We start from the raw sequence: 25,042 nt of genomic DNA, 5'->3' as shown, positions 1-25,042 counted from the left end.
CTAATAAAAAAAGGTTGAGAATTTTCTCAACCTTTTTTTTGTTTCGTAAAAGTTTAATTTTTTAAGAAAGCATCATTTTTGCTCTTTTTACTCCAGCTACCAAAACATCAATTTCTTGTTTTGTATTGTAAAAAGAGAAAGAAGCTCTAACTGTTCCAGGAATTTTATAAAAGTCCATGATTGGTTGTGCACAATGATGCCCAGTTCTTACAGCAATACCTAATTTATCGAGTATAGAACCCATATCATAAGGATGAATACCATCAATATTAAAAGAAATAACAGCTGTTTTTATAGACGAAGTTCCGTAGATTTTTAGCCCTTCTACTTTTAATAATTCTGATGTACCATATTCTAAAAGCTCATTTTCGTATGTTGAAATAGCATCAAAACCAATCGCGTTCATATAATCTATAGCAGCTCCAAAAGCAATTCCTCCACAAATATTTGGAGTTCCTGCTTCGAATTTATGAGGCAAGCCTGCATACGTAGTTTTTTGGAAAGTTACAGTAGCAATCATTTCTCCTCCACCCTGATAAGGAGGGATTTTTTCTAACCATTCTTGTTTTCCATATAACAATCCAACTCCTGTTGGTCCACATAATTTATGAGCAGAAGCTACGTAAAAATCGACATTTAATTTTTGAACATCTGGTTTTATGTGGGGTGTTGCTTGAGCACCATCAATTAAAACAGCAGCACCTACTTTATGAGCAGCATCAATAATTTCTACGATTGGATTTACGGTTCCTAAAGCATTTGAAACGTGGTTGCAAAAAACCAATTTTGTTTTATCATTTAATAAATTATGATAGGTTTCCATATCCAAAGCACCTTCTTCTGTCATTGGAATAACCTTTAAAACAGCACCTGTTTTTTCGCATAACATTTGCCAAGGAACTATGTTTGAATGATGTTCTAAAGCAGAAACAATAAGTTCATCTCCTTTTTTTAAAAGAGATTCAAAACCAGCAGCAACCATATTTATTGCATGGGTTGTGCCTGAGGTTAAAATGATTTCATAAGCCTCTTTTGCATTAAAATGTTTTTGTATTTTAATACGAGCTTCTTCGTATTTATCTGTTGCTTCTTGGCTTAAAGTATGCACACCTCTGTGAATATTTGCATTGTAATTACTATAATAATCTACAATGGTATCTATTACAATTTGAGGAGTTTGAGAAGTAGCAGCATTATCAAAATACACTAAAGGTTTTCCATGTACTTTTCTTTTTAGAATCGGAAAATCTTCACGAATTTTATCAACATTAAACATAAAAATCTATTTTAGTTACAAAGATAAAGGTTGATTTTTTAAACCTATTAAAAAGACGATAGGATTTTCTTATTTTTACAAAACTAAAGGCTATTTTATGAAAATGTTAAAAAGGATTCTTCTCTTATTATTTGTAACAATTATATTATTGGTTTTTTTCAATTATCCAAAATTGAATATACTCGCTGGTTATTCTGCTAAAAATATGGCTTCTTCTGTTTTTGTTGCTCATAGAAGTTTAGAATTTACAGATAAAACAGATAATAATTTTTCGCCAGTAAATTTAGCTGATGATTCAGTTGATAGAGAAAATAAAATTGCTACATCTTCCGCTTTTGGCTTATTAACTAGAAAAGCAATTTATAGAGAAGGTTTAGGAACCGTTTTAACATTAATAGAAGCAGATGAAACTGCTAGTTATTTATCACCCAAAAGATTAAAAGAAGATACCATAACACCATATCCTTATGGAAATGCACCTCAAAAGGACACCCTTTTTGAAAACGTTAATTATGCTAAATTAAATGAAACTGTGTCATCCGTTTTTGGAAGAAACCAAACCAGAGCAGTTGTTGTAATTTATAAAGACCAAATTATAGCAGAAAAATATGCTGATGGATTTACTAAAGATTCTAAAATTTTAGGATGGTCTATGACCAAAAGTGTGTTAAGTACTGTTTATGGGGTAATGCAATATCAAAAAAAAATAAATGTATACGATAAAGCTCCAATTGATTCTTGGCAAAATGATGAGCGTAAAAACATTACAATTCACAATTTATTACAAATGAACTCTGGTTTAGAATGGGATGAAAATTATGATGAAATTTCTGATGCTACAAAAATGTTGTTTTTAGAAAGAGACATGACAAAAGCACAAGAAAATAAGCCTTTAACAGGCGAAATGAATACTTCTTGGAACTATTCATCTGGAACTTCTAATTTATTGTCTGGCATAGCTAGAAATCAGTTTAAAACGCACCAAGAATATTTGGATTATTGGTACACAAATTTAATTGATAAAATTGGGATGAACTCCATGGTTTTAGAAACAGATTTGGCTGGAAATTATGTAGCCTCTTCTTATGCTTGGGCAACTCCAAGAGATTGGGGGAAATTTGGTTTGTTGTATTTACACAAAGGTTATTGGAATGGAGAGCAAGTGTTTGCAAAAGATTGGGTAACTTATGTTACGCAACCAACACCAGGTTCGAACGGAACTTATGGAGCTCAATTTTGGTTAAATGCAGAAGGTCAGTTTAAAGACGTACCAAAAAATATGTTTTTTGCAGATGGGTATCAAGGTCAGCGTGTTTATATTTTACCAGATCAAGATTTGGTAATTGTAAGAATGGCGCTTTCATGGATGGAAGAAAATGAATTTTTAAAAGGTGTTTTAGAAAGTATTCAATAAAAAAACCACTCAAACTTGAGTGGTTATGTAATATTATAAATAAACGTTTTCTAATTTTTTCCTTTTATTAAACTTAAAACTACAGCTACAATTCCTAGGCTTATAATTATAAATGAGTTTGTGTTGTCTTGTACTTCTATTAAACTAACATCACCAATAGAAACTTGAGTTTCTGGCACTACCATTGTGTAAACTCCATAAGCCAGTAAAATAATACCTATAACTAGTAATACCGCTTTTATTGTTTTGTTCATAATTTGGTTGTTTTAAAGATTGATTACAAACTTATGAAATAAAAGGGCTAGTATTTATTGCAATCAAAAATTAATTTAACTTATATGCTTACAAATCAAAGCCTATTTGAACCCCTAATTTGTTCGCTATTAATTTAGTAATTCTACTTTTTACTTCTGGTATTTTTACGCTTTCTAAAACCGTATTTGCAAAAGCAAACATTAATAAGGCTTTCCCTTCTTTTTGCGGAATTCCACGTTGTTGCATGTAAAATAAAGCATCATTATCTAATTGACCAATAGTACAACCATGAGAACATTTTACATCATCAGCAAAAATTTCTAGCTGAGGTTTTGCATTAATGGTTGCTTTATCGCTTACTAAAACGTTGTTATTTTGTTGATAAGCGTTTGTTTTTTGAGCTTCTTTATTTACAATTACTTTTCCGTTAAAAACACCTGTAGAACGATCATCAAAAATACCTTTATAATCTTGATGAGATTCACAATTTGGTTCTATATGATGCACTAAAGTATGATGATCTACATGCTGTTTTCCTTCAATAATGGTAATTCCTTTTAAAATAGAATCAATATGTTCTCCATTTTGATAGAAGTTTAAATTGTTTCTGGTGATATTTCCTCCAAAAGAAAAAGTATGCACAGAAGCTACACTGTTCGATTTTTGATTGATATACGTATTGTCAACTAAAGAAGCGTTTATTTTATCATTCTGAATTTTATAAACATCTACAGTAGAATTTCGGCCTGCATAAATTTCTGTTACTGCATTCGTTAAAACTGCGTTTGATGTTAAGCTTTGATGACGTTCTATAATTTGCACGTGTGCATTTTCATCAACTACAATTAAGTTTCTTGGTTGTAGCATTGTAGCAGCCTCTGAGCCTGTTGTAAAGTTGATGATTTGAATTGGCTTTTCTACTTCAACATTTTTTGGAATATGTATGTAAGCTCCTTCTGTTGCAAAAGCCGTATTTAAGGAGGTTAAATTGTCTTGTTTGGCTACTTTATTAAAGTAGTTTTCTATAATTGCCTTGTATTTTGGTTTTGATAATGCAGAAGACATTAAGCAAACATCTATAGTATCATGTGTGGTTGCAGACAAAAATGAGCTGTATTTGCCATCAATAAAAACAACTTTATAAGTATCTATATCATGTATAAAATACTTTTTTACATCTGCCAATTCTACAGCTACATCTTTATTCGGAAAAATGCTGTAATCTTCCTTTAAAACCGAATTTAAAGAGGTGTATTTCCAAGCTTCTAACTTTTTGGTAGGAAAGCCTAATTTTTCAAAATTCTCTAAAGCTTTTGTTCTAATGTCATGAATAGCAGAATTTGTATTCAAATTATTTTCAAATGCTACGTAAGATGATACTATTTTATCTTTTAATTCCATTTTTCTATAAGTTTCAGGTTTAAAGTTTCTTTTGTTTCAAGTTATTGCTTACTTAAACTTATTTCCTTTAAAATCCTTTTTGTTTAAATAGCTGATAAAATTTGCTATTTTTTTACTCAAACTCTCACACTCGCTAATGAGTTGTTTTAATTCTTCTTCAGAAATATAATCTGAATCAAAAAGCCTGTAAGATTGAGAGCGTGTTTCTCCTGCAGAACCTTTTGCTATTGATAAATATTGTCTAAACTCTAAGTTTCCATCTCTTTCAAAACCTTCAGCTATATTGTCCATAACTGAACCAGATGAAGCTTTTATTTGATCTTTAAATCGATAATCATTTTTTAACTCAGTGTTTTTAGAAATTAAAATAATTTGCTGAGATAATTTTCTAGCCAATTGCCATATTTCTAAATCTTCGAATCTTTTAATGGTAGCCAAAACTTGAAACTTTAAACAATAGAAACAATTTAAACTAGTTCCTTCTTAATCCAATCATACCCTTTTGCTTCTAATTCTAAAGCCAAAGAAGCGTCACCCGTTTTTACAATTTTTCCATCGTGTAAAACGTGTACAAAATCTGGCACTATATAATCTAACAAACGTTGATAGTGTGTAATAACAATTACAGCATTATCCTTAGATTTTAGTTTGTTTACTCCGTTTGCAACAATACGCAATGCATCAATATCTAAACCAGAATCAGTTTCGTCTAAAATGGCTAATTTTGGCTCTAACATTGCCATTTGAAAGATTTCATTACGTTTTTTTTCACCTCCAGAAAAACCTTCGTTTAAAGAACGAGACAAGAATTTTCTGTCTATTTCTAATAATTCAGATTTTTCTCTTATTTTTTTCAGCATATCTTTAGCAGGCATATCTTCTAAACCTTTTGCTTTTCTGGTTTCGTTGATTGCTGTTTTAATGAAATTGGTTACAGAAACTCCAGGAATTTCTACAGGATATTGAAAGGATAGAAAAACACCATTATGTGCTCTTTCTTCTGGAGCCAATTCGCTAATATCTTCTCCATTTAATTCTATAGTTCCGTTTGTAACTTCGTAATCTTCTTTACCAGCAATAATATTTGCCAAGGTACTTTTCCCAGCACCATTTGGACCCATAATTGCATGAACTTCACCAGCTTTTACCTCTAAATTCAATCCTTTTAAAATAGATTTTTCGTTTATTGAAGCGTGTAAATTATTAATTTTTAACATCGTTTTTAAGCTATTTGCTTTAAGCTTTTGGCTCTAAGCTGTTTAATATTATTTCTAATTTTTCGGCATCATTTGGAGAATGCTGTATAATTACTTCTGCATTTTTTTCTTTTGCAAAAGCTTCAAACGCATCCATACTTTCTAATGTTTCTTGTACATTATAGTTAAAAGAAGGAACACCTCTGTTGGCTCTGTTTTCTTCAAAGTGATATAAATCTCCTGTTAATAAAATTGGTTTTGTTAAACCATCAACTTCGATATACAAAACTTGATGACCAATGGTATGACCAGGCATCGATTTTATAACTACAGTTCCATCACCAAAAACATCATAGTCTCCATTAATTTTTATGGCTTTAGATATTTGTAGTTCTTTTAAAGCAGGATCTTTAATTGTAATAGAATCAGCAACATAATTATATTCTTTTTCTTGAAGAATCCAATTAGAGTCTTTCATTAAATTTGCATGTCCTGTGTGATCGAAATGAGTGTGAGACATTGCAAAATAGTTGAAATCTTCAATTTTAAAACCGATTGTTTCTAACTGATTTGCCAAAGAATCTGGTCTTTGAAGTGTAAAAACACCACTTATTTCTGTAAATGGTTCTTCTACCACTAAATTTTCTGGCAAACCTGCATCCCACATTAAGTTTCCTTTTGGGTGAGAAATTACATAATACATATTTGTAAATTGTTTCGATTGCCCTTCATAAGCTTTATCTTGCGCAAAAATTTCTAATTTATTTACCAAAATAGAGCCCCCAACTAATTGGTATAACTTTACCCCGTTTTCAAATTCTTTTGCAACTTCTACAGTCTCTTTTTTTTGTGAATTTTTACAACCAACAATGCTAACTGCTAATAATAAGAATAGTATTTTTTTCATTTTGTTATTTAATATTAAATTGATTAACCAACAGAACCTTCTAAACTAATTTCCAATAATTTTTGTGCTTCTACAGCAAATTCCATTGGTAATTTATTAAGTACTTCTTTGCTAAATCCGTTTACAATTAAAGCGATTGCTTTTTCTGTGTCAATTCCTCTTTGATTGCAATAAAACAATTGTTCTTCACCAATTTTACTGGTAGTTGCTTCGTGTTCTATTTGTGCAGATTTGTTTTTTACTTCTATGTAAGGGAATGTATGGGCTCCACAAGCATTCCCCATTAATAAAGAATCGCATTGAGAAAAATTACGAGCATTTTCTGCTCTCGAATTTATTTGTACCAAACCTCTATAGGAGTTTTGAGAATGACCCGCAGAAATACCTTTAGAGATAATTGTTGATTTTGTGTTTTTACCTAAATGAATCATTTTAGTACCTGTATCTGCTTGCTGATAATGATTGGTTACAGCAATAGAATAAAATTCACCTACAGAATTATTCCCTTTTAAAATACAAGAAGGGTATTTCCAAGTTACAGCAGAACCTGTTTCTACTTGTGTCCAAGAAATTTTTGCATTGGTTTCGCATAAACCTCTTTTGGTTACAAAGTTGAAAACGCCACCTATACCGTTTTTATCTCCAGGATACCAGTTCTGAACAGTCGAATATTTAATTTCTGCATCATCCATGGCAATTAATTCTACAACTGCTGCATGTAATTGATTTTCGTCTCTACTTGGAGCAGTACAACCTTCTAAATAAGAAACATAACTTCCTTTATCTGCAACAACCAATGTTCGTTCAAACTGTCCTGTTCCTCCTTCATTTATTCTAAAATAGGTAGACAATTCCATAGGACAACGAACACCTTTTGGAATGTAACAGAAAGATCCATCAGAAAAAACTGCCGAATTTAAAGCTGCATAAAAATTGTCTGAAGTTGGCACAACAGTCCCTAAATATTTACGAACCAATTCTGGATGTTCTTGAATTGCCTCAGAAATTGGCATAAAAATAATCCCTTTCTCGCCTAAAGTTTTCTTGAAAGTAGTGGCTACAGAAACCGAATCCATTACAATATCTACAGCTACATTTGCTAGTTTCTTTTGCTCATCAATCGAAATTCCTAAACGTTTAAAAGTGTCTAGTAAATCTGGATCTACTTCGTCTAAAGAGTTTAGTTTTGGTTTCTTTTTTGGAGCAGCATAATATGCTATTTCTTGAAAATTTGGTTTAGGATATTTTACATTTGCCCAATCTGGCTCTGTCATTTTCTCCCAAACTCTGTAAGCTTCTAAACGCCATTGAGTCATCCAATCTGGCTCGTTTTTCTTTTTAGAAATTGCAATAACAACCTCTTCACTTAAGCCTTTTTCAAACTTATCGCTTTCTATTTCTGTATAAAAACCATATTCGTATTCTTTGGTTTTTAGTTCTTGTTCTAAATCGTCTTCTGTATATTTACTCATACAATTAGTTTATAATGTTAAAAAGTTGAAAGTTTATAAAGTTGAATGCAGGTATTTTAATAAACCACTAATCAATTTTGAAACTTCATTTGTTTTTAACTTTAATTCTTCAAACTCTTTTTTGTTAATATATTCTATATCAAAAGCTAAATATAACTGAGAACGAACTTCGCCTGCAGATGCTTTAGCTATATATAAAAATCTAATAAATTCTTTGGTTGTCTGTCTTTCAAACCCTTCTGCAATATTAGATGAAATTGAAACAGACGCTCTTCTTATTTGATCTTTTAATCCAAAATCTTTATTAAATAAATCATTTGAATTTGTTACTTTATAAATGCTTACGTTTAATTCTCTTGCTTTTTGCCATGAAAGGATTTCTTCAAAAGAACTAAATTTTGCCATTATTTGCTATAATTTACAACTTTTTAACTTTCAACTTTATAAACTAAAAGACTCCCCACAGCCACAGGTTCTATTGGCATTTGGGTTATTAAATACAAATCCTTTACCATTTAAACCTCCAGAATATTCTAGAGTGGTTCCTACTAAATATAAAAAGCTTTTTTTGTCAACAATAATTTTTACATTATTTTCTTCAAAAACTTTGTCATTTTCTTGTTGATTTTTATCGAAAGTTAAATCGTAAGATAAACCTGAACAACCTCCGCTTTTTACGCCAACTCTCACAAAATCTTTAGCTGCGTCAAAACCATCATCTGTCATTAATTCTATGACTTTCTTTTTTGCTGTATCTGAAACTTTTATCATAATTTTAAATAGATTAAATCTAAATAGGATGCAAATATACAATATAAGTCTCATAAAAAAGACAAATTTTTATTGCGAAACCTAATAGATTAATTGGTTTTATTGATTATTCTTGAAAAGCAGAATTATTGATAAATTCAAAATCCGAAAGTGATAAAAGAAAAGCTTTTAAATCGGCTTTATCTTTGGCTGATAAACCCACTCCACCTTGATTTACTTTTTTCATCAATGGGTCTATAGTTGATGAAAATTGCAAACCTTCTGAATAGTGATTGATGACTTCTTCTAAGGTTGTAAAACGACTATCGTGCATGTAAGGTGCAGTAAATGCTAAATTTCTGATAGATGGCGATTTAAATTTTCCATTGTCTGCTGGGTCTCCTGTTATTTTCCCCAAGCCTAAATCAGAAAAATTGGTATCTAAACCATTGTTATGAAACTTGTTATCTGTCCAAAGTGGATTGTTATTGCTTCCATGACAATGAAAACAATCCCCTTTTGCTTCATCCATAAAAACATTGAAACCATTTTCTTCTTCTGGCGTTAAAGTGATTTCATTTCGTAAAAATTTATCGAATTTAGAATTGCCAGAAATTAAAGTTCTTTCGAATTGTGCAATTGCTTTGGTAACCAAAGTAGAATCTATTGTTGAGGTTCCAAAAGCTCTTAAAAAAAGAGTTGGATATTCTGAATGATTTCGCAATTTTTGAGCTACAGTTTCCCAATTTGCGTGCATCTCTATTGGGTTTGTAACAGGTTCAAAAGCTTGTTTTTCTAAACCGAAAGCGCTTCCATCCCAATTAAAACGATCATCGAAATTCCAAGCTAAATTGAATAATGGCATTACATTTCTTTTACCAGGTATATTATTAATACCAAAGCTAAATTTTAGATTATCTGTAAATGCTTTCTGTGGACTATGACAAGTTGCGCAAGATTGAGATTCATCTCCAGAAAGGATTGTATCAAAAAAAAGTTTTTTACCAAGTGCAACTCCTTCTTCTGTTAATGGATTGTTAGTTGGAACTACAGGTGAAATCAGTTTGTCTGCAAATAACTGAGGAATTTCTAAATTATATGGAATTGGCGTATAAATGTCTTCTTCTTTTGATGAGCAACTCATCAAAATAAAAAATAAAAATATGTAAAGCCAGATTTGTTTCATTTTAAGATTTCTCTATAAAGTCGAAATGACAGATAGAAATTTATTGTGTTACATCACCTAAAGAAAAAACGGATTTTCCATTGGCACTAATCATTTTTTGAGCCTCGAAATTGGGCATTAAAACTGTGTTTAACGTGTTTAAATCCCAAAGATTAGGGTCTTCAAACCATTCTGAAATGTCCATTTTAATTTCTATAGTTGCATTCTTTGTGATACTTATAGAGCCTAAATCTACCTCAAAAGAGGTGTCTTCGAAAATTAAATTGTTTGGGTCTGTTCTATCTACAGCTCTAATTGCGTGATAATTAAAATTCGCATCAGCGTTATTTGTGTCTTTGTATTTGCCATCAAATTGCATGTAATGATAACCACCACCCAACATTTCAGGGACGTTAAAAGAAACGGAATTTAAATCTTGATAAACACCATCTGTATTGTCTGCATCCGTAAAACCAAATCTAAACTTTAATGATTTTGAACCAATAACAACATCACTAAAAACAATTTCTGCACCTGAATTTTCTCCAATATTAATAAGTTGATATTCTTTTGTTTCAGTATCTAAAGTGATGTTAGAAACTAAATACCGTAATTTTTCTATGCTTACAGCCTCTCCATTTTCTGTTGTAAACTTGAAGGTATTAAAGTCTGAAGAAGTTACAGAAACTCCATCCCAATTATGGGTAAATTTTAAAATGACATCTACTTTTTGAACTTCAACATCATTGTCTTCACTGCAAGAAATAAAGGCAAAAAATGTTAAAAACAAGAAATAAAAACTCTTTTTCATGATTACTTTATTTTGATAATTAATGCATCTGAAAAACCTTTATTTTCAGGGATATTTACATCTGAACTATTGCTTTCTCCAACAGCAATTATTGTTTGGTTGTTTAATTCTATGGCATCAAAAAGAAATTCGTTTTCAGAGCCACCAACAAATTTTTGCCAAACTAAATTTCCATTCGCATCTACTTTTAAAACCCAAGCATCATTTTGTCCTTGATTGGTAAAACCAGCATCTAAACTTCTTGAATTTCCAGCAATGATAAAACCATTGTCTTGTGTTTTAGAAATGGATCTGGCCACATCAAAATTAGTTCCTCCAAATGTTTTTTGCCAAATTAAATTCCCATCCGTAGAAATTTTTAGCATCCATAAATCTGCACCCCCATTGTTGGTTGTTACATCTTTGTCTGAGCTTCTGGTATCGCCTACAATTATAAAATTACCATCATTTGTAGTGGTAATTCCTCTTGGTTCATCTACTTCAGAACCTCCAAAATTTTTCTCCCAAATTAAATCTCCATCTGCAGAAATTTTTAGAATCCAAAAATCGTATGTGCCTTTGTTATTCGAAATATTAAAATCTTCACTGTCTGAAGAAGCTGCAATGATATAGGCATTATCTTGGGTTTCTACAGCACCAAAAGGCGTGTCTGTAAAAGAGCCACCAAAATACCTGCTCCACTCTAAATCTCCAATAGTGTTAAGTTTTATTGCCCAAATATCTCCTCCTGCATGTTTTTGAGAGTTTTTAGCAGAGTTTCCTTGTCCACCAGAAGCTGTAACATCTAAAACACCTGTAATTAAAAAACCATTGTCTTTGGTTTGTAATACAGTTGTACCAGAATCTGCACCTGAATAACCGAATGTTTTTTGCCATGAAATAGTTCCATCTACAGTTATTTTTACAATCCAGAAATCTTGAGCTCCTGCATTTTGTGTCACATCTATATCTGAACTTTTGCTAAAACCAAAAAGAGCAAATCCTCCATCGTTTGTTGTAATAATGTCTGCACCTCTATCATCATCTGAACCTCCAAAAGTTTTACTCCAGATGAGAACATCATCAGCTGAAAATTTCATCAACAAAAAATCGAAACTGTCATCTGTTTTATCTGTAATGTCGAAATCGCTGCTTTGTGTATAGCCTAAACTTGCATAGCCACCATCTGTAGTTTTTACAACAGATTGTAACACATCATTTTTAGAACCACCAAAGATTTTAACGAATTCTACTTGTGCAAAGTTTGCTGAAAGAGTATCGTCTATTTCGGTTTTAGAGCATTGAAATAGTAAAAAAAGGATTGCTATGTAGCAAAGTTTTTTCATAAAGAAAATCTAAAAATTACTCAGATTTTTTGATGAGGAAAAGTCCTCTTTCTATATCACTTACTACAATAACTCCGCTTTCAAAATACGGATATACATTCCAAACACCATTAAAAGAAGTTGCATCGCTTGCTGGAAAAGTGTCGAAATAGCCTACTTCTGTTAAGTTTTTACTGTCGATACTAGAAAGATCTACAATTCTTACACCTGCTGTATAACTTGCTTGATAAAAAAGGTTTCCTTTTACATATCCATTATGATCGATTGCAGCATTATTGGTAATATAATCTACATGATGTTTTGGATTGTCTAAATCTGTGAAATCGAAAACAATAGTTCTCGTTTTATTACCTGCTCTTAATTCGTCTAACTCATCACCCAAAAGAAAATATTTAAAATCTTCTGTAAACCAACCTTGATGTGTGTAATGCACATTTTGATAAGAGATTGACGATAATTTTATTGGTCTTCCTTTATCAGAAATATCTACAATTACAACTTCAGTTTCATTGCTACCAATTAAGATTTCTTTTCCTAAGTGTTCTGTATCTGGCCCATTATAGGTAACCACTTGTGCATCATGAGCATAGTTTAAAAAACCACCTTCATCTATAGGGCTTAAAGGGTTTTGAATATTGATAAACAGTGGGCCACCTTTATACGTTCCACTTCTTGTAGTTCCTACAGGATATGCATACCCTTCAGTTTGGTTTATAACGATGTTGTGTGCGCTTCCAAAACCTGTATAAGTTGCATCTGCAGTAAAAGTTTGAGGCGGATTTGTAACAGTTCTTAATTTTGTTAAATCGAAAACTTGCATTCCATGATTGTTAGCTTCACTCACTACAAATGCATGATTGTTGTAAACTTTTACATCTCTCCAATCGCTATTTACAGTTGATGTAGGTAAAAAACCTAACACAACAGGTTCAGTTGGTTCGCTAATATCTACAAAAGAAATACCTGAATTTAAACCCATTAGAGCATATTCTTTATTGGTTGTTGGGTCTGTCCATCCCCAAGAATCATTTCCACTTAAACCACTTGGGTTCGCAGAAACATGATCTAAATTTGCCAAACTTATTCTGGCCAATAAATCATAACCATTACAAGGATAACCGTCTGCAAAACCATTTTCGCATTTTTTAGCTGGTGTTACAACCACAACAGGGTCTACTGGATCTATAGGTTCTTCTATTGGAGGGTCTACGATTACATCCGTTTCTATATTGTCTTTTGAGCAACTAATTGCTATTAAAAGAAGTAAGAGGCATATTTTTTTTATCATTCGAAAGAGTTTAATGTCGAAATACAATTATTTTTAAACGTGCTTTTAACACTTTAAGTATTTTAAACAATTAGCTGTTCAAAAATATGACATAAAATCGGATTTTATAAAAAATCTCTGTTAAAGTAATTCTATCAATTTTAAGAATGTAACTATCTTTGCAGTATGTTAGAAGACAAAAATCAGAATAAAACATCGTTAGCTGAACTTGGTGAGTTTGGTTTGATTAATCATATTACACAATATTTTAAAGTTGAAAATGCATCGACTATTAAAGCTGTTGGAGATGATGCTGCAGTTTTAGACGCATCTGCAAAACAAACCTTAGTTACTACAGATTTATTGATTGAAGGCGTGCATTTCGATTTAAGCTATATGCCTTTAAAGCATTTAGGTTACAAAGCTGTGATGGTTAATTTATCGGATGTGTATGCTATGAATGGAGTTGCAGAGCAAATAACAGTTTCGTTAGCAGTTTCTAACAGGTTTCCTTTAGAGGCTATAGAGGAGTTATATGCAGGAATTCAACTAGCTTGTGAAACGTATAAAGTTGATTTAATTGGTGGAGATACAACATCATCTACCAAAGGAATTTTAATTTCTATAACTGCTATTGGTAAAGCTGAAAAGGAAGATATTGTTTACAGAAATACTGCCAAAGAAACCGATTTAATTGTGGTTACTGGCGATTTAGGAGCAGCATATTTAGGTTTACAGGTTTTGGAAAGAGAGAAACAGGTTTTTAAAGTGAACCCAAATAATCAGCCAGATTTAGATAATTATACCTACTTAATTGAGCGTCAATTAAAACCAGAAGCACGTAAAGATGTTGCAGAAATTTTAAAAGAATTAGAAGTAAAACCAACTTCTATGATTGATATTTCTGACGGACTTTCTTCAGAGCTTTTTCATATTTGTACGCAAAGTAAAGTGGGCTGTAAAATTTATGAAGATAAATTGCCTTTAGATCCGCAAGTAATTTCTGCTTGTGAAGAATTTGAACTAGATTCTACTATGGTTGCTTTAAGTGGAGGTGAAGATTATGAACTTTTATTTACAGTACCCATTGCAGATTTTGATAAAGTAAAAGCAAATCCTAATTTTTCTATTATTGGACATATTACTTCAGAAAACCAAGGCTTGCAATTAATAACAAGAGCAAATCAAGAAATTGAATTGAAAGCTCAGGGTTGGAATGCTTTGAAAGAGTATTAAAAATAATAAAATTATAAAAAAGCCGAAAATTTAAAATTTTCGGCTTTTATTTTTAGAAAAATGCTCGCTTAACAACCTTTTATAAACTCTTTCAAAACAGAAATCAAATCGTCTCTATTTTCAACATAACTCATATGTCCACCATTAAAAACCACAATTTCAGTATTTGTTCTTTTGGCTTCTTCTAAACTACTTTCATAATCCAAAACAGGATCTTTCTCACCAATAATTATCAACTTTTTAAAGTTGTTTTTTGATAGTATATGATTTGTATTTGAGCGAATTCTCATACCTTCGTTGGCAGCAATATATCCTTGAATGGGTGTTTGTAAAGCTTCTTTTTTAATGGCCTCAATTTCTTCTTTAAATTTTGATAAATTTTCTTGATGAAATAAATTTGAAACAGATATTTTAACGATGTTATCAAAATTATTTTGCACCATTTTATTTGCTCTTAATCTTAAATTTTTTCGTTCTTCGGAATCTTCATTAGAAGTTGAATTTAATAGACACAAACCCTTTATTTTATTAGGATTATTTTTGGCAAGAGCTAAAGAAATATAACCACCTAAAGAATGCCCCACCAAAATAAATTTTCTAATTTTTAGGTGTTTTAAAACAGCTTCAATAGCTTCTGCAAATAACTCCATAGAATGTACATAACCCAAGCAATCTGTTTTTCCATGACCTAATAAATCAACAGTAATTATTCTGTTTCTTTTCGAAAGTTCTGGAGCTATGTTTTTCCACATCGTAGAATTTTCTAAAAACCCATGAATTAAAACAACAGCAGTTCCTTTTCCAATATCCGAAAAAGAAATGTTCGCATTTTTAAAAATGATTGATTTTTGCATCAATCAAAAATATGTATATTTCAAGAATAATAATCAAATAATATATGAACAAAACAAAAGAAATTTGGATTGCAGGTTTTGCACTCTTTTCTCTCTTTTTTGGAGCGGGAAATTTAATTTTGCCTCCAAGTTTAGGCGCAAAAGCAGGTTTAGATTGGTGGATTGTTGTGTTAGGTTTTGTTTTAACAGCAGTTACAATTCCTATTTTAGCCATTTTTGCACATGCAAAATTACAAGGAACTTTGTACGATTTTGGGAAAAAAGTATCACCCATTTTTAGCACCATTTATTGTTTTCTAATCTATATTATTGCAATAGCAATTCCATCACCAAGAACTGCAGCAGTTACACATGAAATGACTGTTCAACCTTTTTTTGAAACATCAGCACTTTTAACAAGTGTGATTTACTTTGTTTTGGTTTTTATTTTTGCCATAAATAGATCTAGAGTTATTGGTTTAATTGGTAAGTTTTTAACGCCAATTATTGTCATTATTTTATTGATAATTATTGGAATTGCATTTTTCACTTCTCCAGGAAATATAAATCCATCAACATTTACAACGCCTTTTGTTGACGGAGTTTTAGAAGGTTATCAAACCTTTGACGCAATTGGAGGTGTTGTTGTAGGAGCCGTAATTATCATCTCTTTAAATTACAGCACGCACACAACTTTTGATGCCAAAAGAAAATTAATAAGACAAGCAGGTTTTATTGCAGGAACAGGTTTGTTGGTTATTTATGGAGGTTTAATTTTAAGTGGCTCTTTATTTAGTGCAACATTTGCAGAAAATGCTTCTAGAACAGCTATTTTATCTAGTTTAAGTACGCAAACTTTAGGAAATTTCGGAACAACTTTTTTAAGTGTTTTAGTGGCTTTAGCATGTTTTACAACTGCTGTAGGAATTGTAACAGGAACAGCAGATTATATCAAAGGAATTTGCAATAATTCTAAGACAGCTTATTTTATTACAGCTGCAATTTCTTCTATTATTGGAATTGTTGTAGGGAGTTATAATGTTGGTTTTATTATTGATGTTGCAGTGCCAGCTTTAATGTTTTTATATCCAATAACAATTGTTTTGATATTACTAAATATTGTACCAGATAAATATGCCACTAAATTAGTTTTTAGAGGTGTTGTTTTGGTAACATTTATTTTTAGTGTTCCAGATTTTTTAGGGTTTATTATACCTAGAGAAAACTTAACAGGAATCATTAAAGTTATTCCTTTTGCTAAGTATAGTTTAGGTTGGGTGCTGCCTGCTTTCATCACTTTTTTAGCAGTAAATTTGAACCACTTTCTAATGAACAAAAAATAATTACTTTTTACCCTCTTAAAAGCGAACTGCATAAAACAAAGCAAGCCAATTCTATTCTGTAAAATTGGCTTGGTTTACTAATAAAACTATTGTTTACTATGTTTTAAAAAGCAGAAATATTTATTCTATTATTAGTTTCATACTTCCTGATCCAGAAGGTGTTGTAATTTTTGCAATGTAAACTCCGCTAGCAAAAGTAGAAACATCAATAGTTGCCTTTAAACTATTTGGTTGTATTACTGCAACTTGATTGCCAAGAATTGTATACAAAGAAATACTATTGATAGTTTTATTTTTTGAACTAAAGGTTAATACATCTTTTGCAGGATTTGGGTAGCTGTAAATTCCTGCTATGTTAGATAAATTATTGTCTTCTGTACTTAATGTGCTACTTGTTTGTACAATATCATCAATTAAAAAAGTAGCATTTGCAGATGCATCATTTGGTGTTGTATAACCCAACATTAATGATAAAACACTGTATAAAGGGGGAACATCAGAAGGGAAACTCCAAGTATAGGTTGCCCATTCTCCAGAAACGGTTGTGTTTACATTTCTTTCGTCCGCAAACTGATTAGGAACAATACTTTCTACTTTTAGTTTTAACAAAGCGCCTACAGGAGCATCTGTATAAACCTTCATAGAAATTGAATTTTGTGAAGAAAAATTAATACTACTAGTTAAAACTAATTTACTTTTTGCCCAAGGAGCGCCACCACTTCTTACAAATTGAGCAACAGTTGCACTTGGATTATTTGCATTTACATGCGGATTTGCAATGACAGTTGTAATTCCACCATCTTCGTTTATAAAATCTGAGGTTACTACACTAGTTTCAAAATCTACAGGAAGAGTAGTTGGAACTGGCGCAGGCAAAGCAGCTCCAACAATTTGTTTTACGTCATCAAAAAGAAAAGTTGAAGTAGCAGAACCATTACCTACTTTTCCAAAATCGAAAGAAAAGCTTATTTTATTAAAAGGTTTTGTTTGTCCACTAAAATTCCAACTAGCAGTTTCCCATTCTCCTGATTTTGTCGTTAAATAGTCTGAATTTGTTTTTCCATTAGGGCCATCTAATTCTAACTTAATTCTTGTGCCAACAGGAGCCGTGGTAAAAACAACCATAGAAATATGCCACATAGTAGATAAATCTAAATTGTTTGTTAGAAACACAGAGCTTCTAGCTAAAAAATCACCTCCATCACGTATTACTTGCCCTACTTTAGTACTCGTATTTATGCCGTTTTTTTCAGGATTATCAATTACACTTACTGTAGCTCCTGAATAATTTAAAAAATCTGTATCTACAATATCTGATTCAAAATCAAGAGGTAAAGCAGTTGGTTTTGGAGCTGTTGGGCCTTGCACTTGTTCTATATCATCAAAATAAAAAGTAGAGGTAGCAGAACCATCACCTACTTTTCCAAAATCGAACATAAAAACGATTTCATTAAGTGTATTTGGAATTCCTAAAAACACCCATTCTAAAGTTTCCCAAGAGCCAGAAACTGTTGTAAAAGCATCTATTTCTGCTGATGGTCCAGAACCTTCCAATTTTAATTTAACAATTGTTCCTACAGGAGCAGTTGTATACACTTTCATTGTGATTTTTGTGAATTCTGAAAAATCAAGATTATCTGTTAAAAGAATTTTACCCCCAGACCAAACAGCTCCACCATCTCTTATAATTTGAGCAACAGAATTACTGGTGTTTATTCCAGATTTTTCTGGATTATTTGTTACAATGGCGGTTCCTCCATCAAAACTAACAAAGTCTGAGGTAGAAACATCACCTTCAAAGTTTATTGGTAGACTTTGGGAAAAGCTTATTGTAAAAGTAAATAAGCTTAAAAAAAGAATAAATTTTTTCATTTTTCTTGGTTGAAATTCAGATTGCAAATTTGAGTATTTTTTACACTAATAGCTCAGCAAAGATAATTTTAGAAAATTGATAACCAGGAAAATAAACCAATACAAAAACAATACAATAAGTATTTAGAACATTTCTTTTTTAGGTTATAAACCTAAGTAATACAATCAATTTTACTACTAATGTTCTAAGGTGTTTGGTTGCTGTTGTTTTCATTTTAATGTTAAAAAGGATGTTGATATCACCTGTAAATTTGATCCTAGATATTTTATGAATTCTTTTGTTAATTTAGTTATCATTTAAAAAATTATTTCTCACAAAACCCATCAACCAAATCAATTTTATTTAATGTTTTCCAAACTTCATGATTAAATTCTTTTGGCGAAAAGGTAAAAAGAAGTACAGTTTTCTTTTCCTTTTTACAAAAACTACTTTCTATTTTTACGTTTAATATAAGGCGTTTGTTGGTTGCAAAATGATCATAAGTATCAACTTTTCCTTCAAAAAAAGTAATTTCACCTTTTCTCTTAATTTTAGTAATTATTGCTGCTGCTTTTTGATCTAAATTGTTGTTTTCTGATACGCTATTTAAACCATCAAAATATGTTTCTAAATCTAAAGCTAATTCTTTTGCTGTAATTTTTCTATTTAAATTGATGCTCCAAGCATAGGTATAAGACCAAAAAAAAGTGTGTTCTGGATTTATCCATCCTTTTGGTGGAAATCGAACTTCTGCAATGCCTGTATACTTTATGTTTTGTGCAAAACGAATAGGAAAAGGAAAAATTTCTTGTCCCCAAGTTGAGTCTAATTTAATTAGGTTTGTATGCTCTTCTTCTTGTCCAATTGTAACAATAGAGAACAATATAAAAATTGTTATGATAAATTTATTTTTCATATTTTTAGTTTAATTACAATTATTATTTAAGGTTATTTCATTTAATTCTTGCCAAACTTTTTCGTTAAAATTTTTATTAGAAACTCTATAAATTAGGATGGTTTCTTGTTGTTTTTTGCAAAAATATTGTTCTATCAGTAAATTTACGTAAATTACTTTTCCTGTATAAAAGCCATCAAAAAATGTCATTTTTCCAATAAAATTAATATCAGAATTTTGACCTTTATTTCTAGTAAAATTAACTTTAGGTTCTGGGAAATCTGCAGACCAGTGGTTAGGTTTCATTAAACCATCAAAATAACTTTTTAAATTACCTTCAATTTCTATTTTAGATAACGGTTTTTTAGCTTCTATTTTCCAAGCAATAACCAAAGACCAAAACTCATCACTTTTTGGGTCGGCTCTTTTTGGCATAAATAAAAGCTCTTCAAAGCCATTAACTTTTAGATTTGGCGCCCAAGAAATAGGAAACTTTATAATTTCTCTATCCCAATTTTTCGTGTTTTTTAAAAGAGATAGCTTTTCATTTTCTTGTGCTGAAAATGAATAGATATAAAAAAATAAGATATATAACAGGATTGTTTTTTTCATAATTCTTATAATTTTATAGTAACCTCAAAACCAATGGCATCAGAAATGGCACCGTCTTTAAATTTGCTTTCATAGTTTACATTCCATTTTTTTCTATCAATTTTAAAACGTGTTTTTAATTCTTTTTCTGCATAATTAAATGTAGCTCTAAAATTTATAGGTTTTGTAATTCCTTTTAGGGTTAAATCAGCTTCGATTCTAGCATTATTTTTATCTTCATATTCCACTTTTGTGATCACAATTTGTGAGTTTGAAAATTTTTTTACATCAAAAAAATCTTCATTTTTTAAGTGATCTATTAAACCTTCCTTTCCTTGTTGTTCTTTGATATCGGTATTTGTAATCGAATTCATATCAATAATAAATTCGCCACCAGTAATTACATCTCCAGTTTTTATAAAATATCCTTCTTTAAAGTTGATAAAACCATCATGTCCACCAAAATAAAAAGTGTATTCCCCCATCCATTTTATAGTACTTTTTTGAATGTCGATGTTCAGTTTTTCTTGTGAATACGAAAAAGAATTTAATAAAATAGATGCAATAAGTAGTAAAAATAATTTTTTCATGTGGATTGTTTTAAGTTTGATGTAAAACTATTCTGAACCATTGAAAAAAGTGTCAAAAGAATGTAAAAGAAGTGTCAACAGATGTAAAAATTGATTAAAATGTTAGTTATTTGTAACTGTATGAATCAAAAGAAATTTTATTATCTCATCCTTTTAATTTTATCTGTTTTTTTTGTTTGGAGTTTTTCTCCTCAAAAAAATGAAGTTGAAGGTTTTTCGGAAAAAGCCAAAATTGTTTTGAGGCAAGTTGGAAATAAGTTGTTGCTTTCTAATAAAGATTCGACTTCTTTAATTTTACCTATTCAAGAAATTGCTGAAAATAAATTCAGAATTTCATTTGAAAAAGAGCTTTCTTTTGAGCCTAATCTCATTGTTCAAATTAATAAGGATAATATAGAAAAAATAGCACTATCTAAAAATTATAGAGTTGAGGTTTTACAATGTTTAGACAATGAAGTTGCCTATAGTTACGAAATAAATACAAATGAAGAAAAAACGATTATTCCTTGTGCAGGAAGAGTTTTGCCAATTAAATGTTATGTAATTGAAGTGCAATTTTTAGATAAAACTTCTTCAAAATCTAAGTATAATTTTCTTTTATATATGATAATTCCAATAATCCTATTAGGATTATTTTATAGAAAATCTTTTAACCATAAACAAGAAATAGTAGAGGATAAAAACAAGACAGTTTTAGGAGGTTTTATTTTTTATCCAGAACAAAATAAATTAATGCAACAAGCAAAAGAAATCGCACTTTCTAAAAAGGAATGTGAGTTACTGGAAGTTTTGGTAGCAAATATAAATCAGACTGTAAAAAGAGAAGAACTTACTAAAAAGGTTTGGGAAGATAATGGTGTTTTTGTAGGTAGAAGTTTAGATACGTATATTTCTAAACTAAGAAAAAAGCTACAAAAAGACGAAGCTATAAAACTAACAAACATTCATGGAATTGGGTATAAATTAGAGGTAAAAAACAAAGAGGTTTTCTTGTAAAATTTCTTTAAATAATGTTAAGAAATAGTCAAACATGTTATTTCAAATTAAAAAATGGTATTTTTGATACTGATTTTTAGATACATAAACGCTATAACATTTGTTAAACTACTATTTATATTCACATAAAACATCCAAAGAATGGGTAACTTTTGTGCATGGTGCAGGAGGTAGTAGTTCTATTTGGTTTAAACAAGTACGCGATTTTAAAAAACGGTTTAATGTTTTAATTTTAGATTTACGTGGACATGGAAATAGTAAGCCAACTCTAAAAGACACTTTTAATCCTAAATACACTTTCGATTCTATAACCAATGATATTGTTGAGGTGATAGAGCATTTACAAATAGAAAAATCGCATTTTATTGGTATTTCTTTAGGCACAATTTTGATAAGAAACTTAGCAGAAAAAAGACCAGAATTGGTAAAAAGTATGATTATGGGTGGTGCCATAATTAAACTAAATTTCCGTTCTCAGATTTTAATGAAGTTGGGTGTAATTTTTAAATCTGTAGTCCCTTACATGCTTTTATATAAGCTCTTTGCTTTTATTATTATGCCAAAGAAAAATCATAAAAAATCGAGATTGTTGTTTGTAAACGAAGCTAAAAAATTATACCAAAAAGAGTTTATACGCTGGTTTAAATTAACCTCAGAAATTAACCCTTTATTGCGTTTTTTTAGAGCTAAAGATATTAAAATTCCCACGCTTTACATTATGGGCGCAGAAGATCACTTGTTCTTGCCCTCTATAAAAAATATTGTTGCTAAACACTTAACATCTTCTTTATTTGTAGTGGATAATTGTGGACATGTAGTAAATGTAGAAAAACCGGAAGCTTTTAATAATAAGACCATTCACTTTATTTCTTCACTTGCTTAAATTTATTAGAGGAATTTAATTGGTTTACCAGTTTTAATCTTTTATATTTACTTTTTTAAAAAAGTAAAACATGAATCAAACCATCACTTTTGGCGAAGTTTTAATGAGAATATCTCCATTAGGAAATAGAAAGTTTGTGCAATCGAATGCCATTGAATTTTATTTTGGAGGCACAGAATTAAATGTAGGAATTTCTATTGCTAATTTTGGTGGAAAAGTAAAACACATTTCTTGCATTTCTGATGATTTTATTGGTGACACAGCGCTTTCTTATTTAAATAAATTCGACTTAGACACTTCGTCTATAGTTCGCTCTTCTAGACCTTTAGGAGTTTATTTTTTAGAAGTTGGTGCAGTAATGAGGCCAAGTTCTATTTCTTACAACAGATCTCATTCTTCTTTTTCAGAAATTAAACCAGAAATGGTGGATTGGAAAACAGCATTAGAAAATGGAACATGGTTTCATTGGACAGGAATTACACCTGCGTTAAATAGAGGTAGTCAACAAACTTTATTAGAAGGTTTAAAATTGGCTAGAAAAAAAGGAATGACAGTTTCTGCAGACCCAACTTATAGAGCTGGTTTGTGGAAATATGGCGAAAACGCAAAGGAGGTTTTATCAGAATTAATTAATTACTCTACCATTTATATTGGCGGAATTAATGAAATAAACGAGCTTTTAGAAACGAATTATTCGTATTCTAATGACGATTTTATAAAGGCAAGTAAACATTTAATGGAACAATTTCCATCTATAGAAAAAGTGTTCGATAAAATAAGAACTTCTATTAATTCTTCTTGGCATAAAATTAAAGCAAGAATGTGGAATGGAACTGAATTCAAAGAAACGAATGAATTAGACATTACACATATTGTAGATAGAATTGGTACAGGTGATGCTTTTGCTGCTGGAATTATTCATGGCTTACAACATTTTGATGATTACAAAGCCATGGAGTTTGGCAATGCAGCTTGCGCCATTAAACATACCTATTTAGGGGATGTAAATTACGCAAACGAAAAAGATGTGATGACGATTTTAAATGGTAATACTACAGGTAGGTTTACAAGATAAAATTTATACAACCTAAAAAAGCGAGTTCTTCAACTCGCTTTTTTTACTTCTTATTTCAAGGTTTAACCTTGCATCAATTCCTCTATTTCATCAGCTTCAATAGGTATATTTCCCATCAAATTAAAAGGCTCTCCTTTTTCTTGAACAACAACATCATCTTCTAAACGAATACCAAAACCTTCTTTTGGTATGTATATTCCAGGTTCTACAGTAAAAACCATATTTGCTTGCATGGGTTCATGTAACAAACCATAATCATGTGTATCTAAACCAATATGATGACTGGTTCCGTGCATAAAATACTTTTTATATGCAGGCCATTTTGGGTCTTCATTTTGCACATCAGCTTTGTCTAACAAACCTAGTTTTAACAATTCTGAAGTCATAATTTTACCAACTTCTACATGATATTCTTTCCATAAAGTGCCAGGAACTAATAGTTTTGTAGCTTCTTTTTTAACATGATTTACAGCATTGTAAACTGCTTTTTGTCTTTCAGAAAACCTCCCAGAAACAGGAATAGTTCTAGACAAATCACTTTTATAATTGGCATATTCTGCTGCAATATCAAATAAGATTAAATCACCACTTTTACACTGTTGATTATTCTCAATATAGTGCAACACATTTGCATTATTTCCTGATGCTATAATTGGAGTATATGCAAAACCTTTAGATCTGTTTTTTATAAACTCATGCACCAATTCTGCTTCAATTTCATATTCCCAAACATTGGGTTTTACAAAGTTTAAAATACGTCTAAAACCTTTTTCTGTAATATTACATGCATGCTGCATTAAATCCAACTCAATTTGATCTTTTACAGAACGTAAACGTTGTAAAATAGGATTACTTTTTGCCACAGAATGTGCAGGATATTTTGCCAATAACCATTTTGTAAATCTGTCTTCGCGAGTTTCAGTTTCTACAGAAGCTCTGTAATGTTCGTTTGTGTTGATGTAAAAAGTGTCTGCATAAGAACTCATTTCAAACAAGACTTTTTCCAGGTCTTGCAGCCAATAAACTGTTTTAATTCCAGAAGTTTTAAAAGCAGCTTCTTTGGTTAGTTTTTCACCTTCCCAAACAGCAATATGATCGTTGGTTTCTCTAACAAATAAAACTTCTTTTAAATCGTTATTTGGGCAATCAGGAAAAAGCATTAAAATGCTCTCTTCTTGATCTACACCACTTAAATAAAAAATATCTCGATGTTGCTCAAAAGGCATTGTACTGTCTGCACTTATAGGATAAATGTCGTTAGAATTAAAAACGGCAATACTTTTTGGTTGCATTGCAGAAGCAAAATTTTTACGATTTTTAATAAAAAGTGCTGAATTTATAGAGTGATATTTCATTTCGAAAAAAGTTTATAAACCAAAGGTAACAATAATAAACACCAATTTAAAATGAGATTTAAATAGTATTCTAAAAGGTTAATTTTAAGTTTTTGTAGACGAATTAAATCTAAAAAAAACCTGCTAGACTTTTAAAGCCTTGCAGGTATAATAA

At 30.7% G+C, this 25,042-nt stretch carries 25 protein-coding genes; 6 read left to right on the top strand and 19 right to left on the bottom strand.

Annotation, left to right across the window (positions count from 1 at the left end):
- Positions 1-61: 61 nt before the first annotated feature.
- Positions 62-1,276 carry an aminotransferase class V-fold PLP-dependent enzyme gene (locus WAO74_RS04600; RefSeq protein WP_422159995.1) on the bottom strand — a complete coding sequence of 405 codons (1,215 nt, stop codon included), beginning with the start codon at positions 1,274-1,276 and terminating at the stop codon, positions 62-64.
- A gap of 97 nt (positions 1,277-1,373) precedes the next feature.
- On the opposite strand from WAO74_RS04600, the gene WAO74_RS04595 reads away from it, so the two are divergent.
- Complete coding sequence (locus WAO74_RS04595; protein WP_422159994.1) at positions 1,374-2,690, top strand: serine hydrolase domain-containing protein; 1,317 nt, start codon at positions 1,374-1,376, stop codon at positions 2,688-2,690.
- 50 nt (positions 2,691-2,740) lie between these two features.
- On the opposite strand, the gene WAO74_RS04590 is transcribed toward WAO74_RS04595, so the two are convergent.
- The 12 genes from WAO74_RS04590 to WAO74_RS04535 form a co-directional block, all read right to left on the bottom strand.
- Entirely contained in the window at positions 2,741-2,944 is a 204-nt protein-coding gene (locus WAO74_RS04590; RefSeq protein ID WP_422159993.1) for a hypothetical protein, read from the bottom strand.
- An 88-nt stretch (positions 2,945-3,032) separates the two neighbouring features.
- Entirely contained in the window at positions 3,033-4,346 is a 1,314-nt protein-coding gene (gene sufD, locus WAO74_RS04585) for a Fe-S cluster assembly protein SufD (RefSeq protein ID WP_422159992.1), read from the bottom strand.
- 48 nt (positions 4,347-4,394) lie between these two features.
- Positions 4,395-4,784 (bottom strand): four helix bundle protein, encoded by a 390-nt coding sequence (locus tag WAO74_RS04580; protein WP_422159991.1) that lies wholly within the window; start codon positions 4,782-4,784, stop codon positions 4,395-4,397.
- Between the two features lie 29 nt (positions 4,785-4,813).
- Positions 4,814-5,563 (bottom strand): Fe-S cluster assembly ATPase SufC, encoded by a 750-nt coding sequence (gene sufC, locus WAO74_RS04575; RefSeq protein WP_422159990.1) that lies wholly within the window; start codon positions 5,561-5,563, stop codon positions 4,814-4,816.
- A gap of 19 nt (positions 5,564-5,582) precedes the next feature.
- Positions 5,583-6,449 carry an N-acyl homoserine lactonase family protein gene (locus tag WAO74_RS04570; protein ID WP_422159989.1) on the bottom strand — a complete coding sequence of 289 codons (867 nt, stop codon included), beginning with the start codon at positions 6,447-6,449 and terminating at the stop codon, positions 5,583-5,585.
- Between the two features lie 23 nt (positions 6,450-6,472).
- Positions 6,473-7,921: a Fe-S cluster assembly protein SufB gene (gene sufB / locus WAO74_RS04565; RefSeq protein WP_422159988.1), complete on the bottom strand. Its 1,449-nt coding sequence runs from the start codon at positions 7,919-7,921 to the stop codon at positions 6,473-6,475.
- Between the two features lie 33 nt (positions 7,922-7,954).
- Entirely contained in the window at positions 7,955-8,326 is a 372-nt protein-coding gene (locus tag WAO74_RS04560) for a four helix bundle protein (protein WP_422159987.1), read from the bottom strand.
- 36 nt (positions 8,327-8,362) lie between these two features.
- Positions 8,363-8,692, bottom strand: a complete 330-nt coding sequence (locus WAO74_RS04555; protein ID WP_422159986.1) for a HesB/IscA family protein — start codon at positions 8,690-8,692, stop codon at positions 8,363-8,365.
- 106 nt (positions 8,693-8,798) lie between these two features.
- Positions 8,799-9,815 carry a cytochrome-c peroxidase gene (locus tag WAO74_RS04550; protein WP_422159985.1) on the bottom strand — a complete coding sequence of 339 codons (1,017 nt, stop codon included), beginning with the start codon at positions 9,813-9,815 and terminating at the stop codon, positions 8,799-8,801.
- Positions 9,816-9,897: 82 nt separating this feature from the next.
- A complete protein-coding gene (locus tag WAO74_RS04545) occupies positions 9,898-10,647 on the bottom strand; it encodes an MbnP family protein (protein ID WP_422159984.1) in 750 nt (249 codons plus the stop codon).
- A 2-nt stretch (positions 10,648-10,649) separates the two neighbouring features.
- Positions 10,650-11,972 carry a hypothetical protein gene (locus WAO74_RS04540; RefSeq protein ID WP_422159983.1) on the bottom strand — a complete coding sequence of 441 codons (1,323 nt, stop codon included), beginning with the start codon at positions 11,970-11,972 and terminating at the stop codon, positions 10,650-10,652.
- Positions 11,973-11,988: 16 nt separating this feature from the next.
- The gene (locus WAO74_RS04535; RefSeq protein WP_422159982.1) at positions 11,989-13,260 is read right to left on the bottom strand and encodes a choice-of-anchor B family protein; all 1,272 of its coding nucleotides are present in this window, start codon (positions 13,258-13,260) and stop codon (positions 11,989-11,991) included.
- Positions 13,261-13,425: 165 nt separating this feature from the next.
- Between WAO74_RS04535 and thiL the strand changes: the two genes are divergently transcribed.
- A complete protein-coding gene (gene thiL, locus WAO74_RS04530; protein WP_422159981.1) occupies positions 13,426-14,475 on the top strand; it encodes a thiamine-phosphate kinase in 1,050 nt (349 codons plus the stop codon).
- Positions 14,476-14,543: 68 nt separating this feature from the next.
- On the opposite strand, the gene WAO74_RS04525 is transcribed toward thiL, so the two are convergent.
- Positions 14,544-15,329 (bottom strand): alpha/beta fold hydrolase, encoded by a 786-nt coding sequence (locus WAO74_RS04525; protein WP_422159980.1) that lies wholly within the window; start codon positions 15,327-15,329, stop codon positions 14,544-14,546.
- Positions 15,330-15,373: 44 nt separating this feature from the next.
- Between WAO74_RS04525 and brnQ the strand changes: the two genes are divergently transcribed.
- Entirely contained in the window at positions 15,374-16,651 is a 1,278-nt protein-coding gene (brnQ, locus tag WAO74_RS04520) for a branched-chain amino acid transport system II carrier protein (RefSeq protein ID WP_422159979.1), read from the top strand.
- Positions 16,652-16,771: 120 nt separating this feature from the next.
- Here brnQ and WAO74_RS04515 read toward each other — a convergent pair whose 3' ends face one another.
- The 4 genes from WAO74_RS04515 to WAO74_RS04500 form a co-directional block, all read right to left on the bottom strand.
- Positions 16,772-18,523, bottom strand: a complete 1,752-nt coding sequence (locus tag WAO74_RS04515) for a T9SS type A sorting domain-containing protein (protein WP_422159978.1) — start codon at positions 18,521-18,523, stop codon at positions 16,772-16,774.
- A gap of 305 nt (positions 18,524-18,828) precedes the next feature.
- A complete protein-coding gene (locus tag WAO74_RS04510; RefSeq protein WP_422159977.1) occupies positions 18,829-19,419 on the bottom strand; it encodes a hypothetical protein in 591 nt (196 codons plus the stop codon).
- 9 nt (positions 19,420-19,428) lie between these two features.
- Positions 19,429-20,010, bottom strand: a complete 582-nt coding sequence (locus WAO74_RS04505) for a hypothetical protein (protein WP_422159976.1) — start codon at positions 20,008-20,010, stop codon at positions 19,429-19,431.
- A 5-nt stretch (positions 20,011-20,015) separates the two neighbouring features.
- Positions 20,016-20,579, bottom strand: a complete 564-nt coding sequence (locus WAO74_RS04500; RefSeq protein WP_422159975.1) for a YceI family protein — start codon at positions 20,577-20,579, stop codon at positions 20,016-20,018.
- 120 nt (positions 20,580-20,699) lie between these two features.
- On the opposite strand from WAO74_RS04500, the gene WAO74_RS04495 reads away from it, so the two are divergent.
- The 3 genes from WAO74_RS04495 (at position 20,700) to WAO74_RS04485 (ending at position 23,533) form a co-directional block, all read left to right on the top strand.
- Complete coding sequence (locus WAO74_RS04495; RefSeq protein WP_422159974.1) at positions 20,700-21,575, top strand: winged helix-turn-helix domain-containing protein; 876 nt, start codon at positions 20,700-20,702, stop codon at positions 21,573-21,575.
- A gap of 100 nt (positions 21,576-21,675) precedes the next feature.
- Positions 21,676-22,458, top strand: a complete 783-nt coding sequence (locus tag WAO74_RS04490) for an alpha/beta fold hydrolase (protein WP_422159973.1) — start codon at positions 21,676-21,678, stop codon at positions 22,456-22,458.
- A 70-nt stretch (positions 22,459-22,528) separates the two neighbouring features.
- Entirely contained in the window at positions 22,529-23,533 is a 1,005-nt protein-coding gene (locus tag WAO74_RS04485) for a sugar kinase (RefSeq protein WP_422159972.1), read from the top strand.
- A 62-nt stretch (positions 23,534-23,595) separates the two neighbouring features.
- Here the strand turns inward: WAO74_RS04485 and WAO74_RS04480 are convergent, their stop codons facing one another.
- The gene (locus WAO74_RS04480) at positions 23,596-24,888 is read right to left on the bottom strand and encodes an aminopeptidase P family protein (protein ID WP_422159971.1); all 1,293 of its coding nucleotides are present in this window, start codon (positions 24,886-24,888) and stop codon (positions 23,596-23,598) included.
- Positions 24,889-25,042: the final 154 nt, after the last annotated feature.

It is taken from the genome of Polaribacter sp. (assembly GCF_049276715.1).
Classification (GTDB): domain Bacteria; phylum Bacteroidota; class Bacteroidia; order Flavobacteriales; family Flavobacteriaceae; genus Polaribacter.
Note: the sequence above shows the minus strand (reverse complement) of the source record. Positions and strands in the feature narration are given on the sequence as shown.

Excerpts from the sequence above, each read along its gene's own strand:
- WAO74_RS04600 (WP_422159995.1), bottom strand. The coding sequence starts at position 1,276 with ATGTTTAATGTTGATAAAATTCGTGAAGATTTTCCGATTCTAAAAAGA.
- WAO74_RS04595 (WP_422159994.1), top strand. The coding sequence starts at position 1,374 with ATGAAAATGTTAAAAAGGATTCTTCTCTTATTATTTGTAACAATTATA.
- WAO74_RS04590 (WP_422159993.1), bottom strand. The coding sequence starts at position 2,944 with ATGAACAAAACAATAAAAGCGGTATTACTAGTTATAGGTATTATTTTA.
- sufD (WP_422159992.1), bottom strand. The coding sequence starts at position 4,346 with ATGGAATTAAAAGATAAAATAGTATCATCTTACGTAGCATTTGAAAAT.
- sufC (WP_422159990.1), bottom strand. The coding sequence starts at position 5,563 with ATGTTAAAAATTAATAATTTACACGCTTCAATAAACGAAAAATCTATT.
- WAO74_RS04570 (WP_422159989.1), bottom strand. The coding sequence starts at position 6,449 with ATGAAAAAAATACTATTCTTATTATTAGCAGTTAGCATTGTTGGTTGT.
- sufB (WP_422159988.1), bottom strand. The coding sequence starts at position 7,921 with ATGAGTAAATATACAGAAGACGATTTAGAACAAGAACTAAAAACCAAA.
- WAO74_RS04560 (WP_422159987.1), bottom strand. The coding sequence starts at position 8,326 with ATGGCAAAATTTAGTTCTTTTGAAGAAATCCTTTCATGGCAAAAAGCA.
- WAO74_RS04555 (WP_422159986.1), bottom strand. The coding sequence starts at position 8,692 with ATGATAAAAGTTTCAGATACAGCAAAAAAGAAAGTCATAGAATTAATG.
- WAO74_RS04550 (WP_422159985.1), bottom strand. The coding sequence starts at position 9,815 with ATGAGTTGCTCATCAAAAGAAGAAGACATTTATACGCCAATTCCATAT.
- WAO74_RS04545 (WP_422159984.1), bottom strand. The coding sequence starts at position 10,647 with ATGAAAAAGAGTTTTTATTTCTTGTTTTTAACATTTTTTGCCTTTATT.
- WAO74_RS04540 (WP_422159983.1), bottom strand. The coding sequence starts at position 11,972 with ATGAAAAAACTTTGCTACATAGCAATCCTTTTTTTACTATTTCAATGC.
- WAO74_RS04535 (WP_422159982.1), bottom strand. The coding sequence starts at position 13,260 with ATGATAAAAAAAATATGCCTCTTACTTCTTTTAATAGCAATTAGTTGC.
- thiL (WP_422159981.1), top strand. The coding sequence starts at position 13,426 with ATGTTAGAAGACAAAAATCAGAATAAAACATCGTTAGCTGAACTTGGT.
- WAO74_RS04525 (WP_422159980.1), bottom strand. The coding sequence starts at position 15,329 with ATGCAAAAATCAATCATTTTTAAAAATGCGAACATTTCTTTTTCGGAT.
- brnQ (WP_422159979.1), top strand. The coding sequence starts at position 15,374 with ATGAACAAAACAAAAGAAATTTGGATTGCAGGTTTTGCACTCTTTTCT.
- WAO74_RS04515 (WP_422159978.1), bottom strand. The coding sequence starts at position 18,523 with ATGAAAAAATTTATTCTTTTTTTAAGCTTATTTACTTTTACAATAAGC.
- WAO74_RS04510 (WP_422159977.1), bottom strand. The coding sequence starts at position 19,419 with ATGAAAAATAAATTTATCATAACAATTTTTATATTGTTCTCTATTGTT.
- WAO74_RS04505 (WP_422159976.1), bottom strand. The coding sequence starts at position 20,010 with ATGAAAAAAACAATCCTGTTATATATCTTATTTTTTTATATCTATTCA.
- WAO74_RS04500 (WP_422159975.1), bottom strand. The coding sequence starts at position 20,579 with ATGAAAAAATTATTTTTACTACTTATTGCATCTATTTTATTAAATTCT.
- WAO74_RS04495 (WP_422159974.1), top strand. The coding sequence starts at position 20,700 with ATGAATCAAAAGAAATTTTATTATCTCATCCTTTTAATTTTATCTGTT.
- WAO74_RS04485 (WP_422159972.1), top strand. The coding sequence starts at position 22,529 with ATGAATCAAACCATCACTTTTGGCGAAGTTTTAATGAGAATATCTCCA.
- WAO74_RS04480 (WP_422159971.1), bottom strand. The coding sequence starts at position 24,888 with ATGAAATATCACTCTATAAATTCAGCACTTTTTATTAAAAATCGTAAA.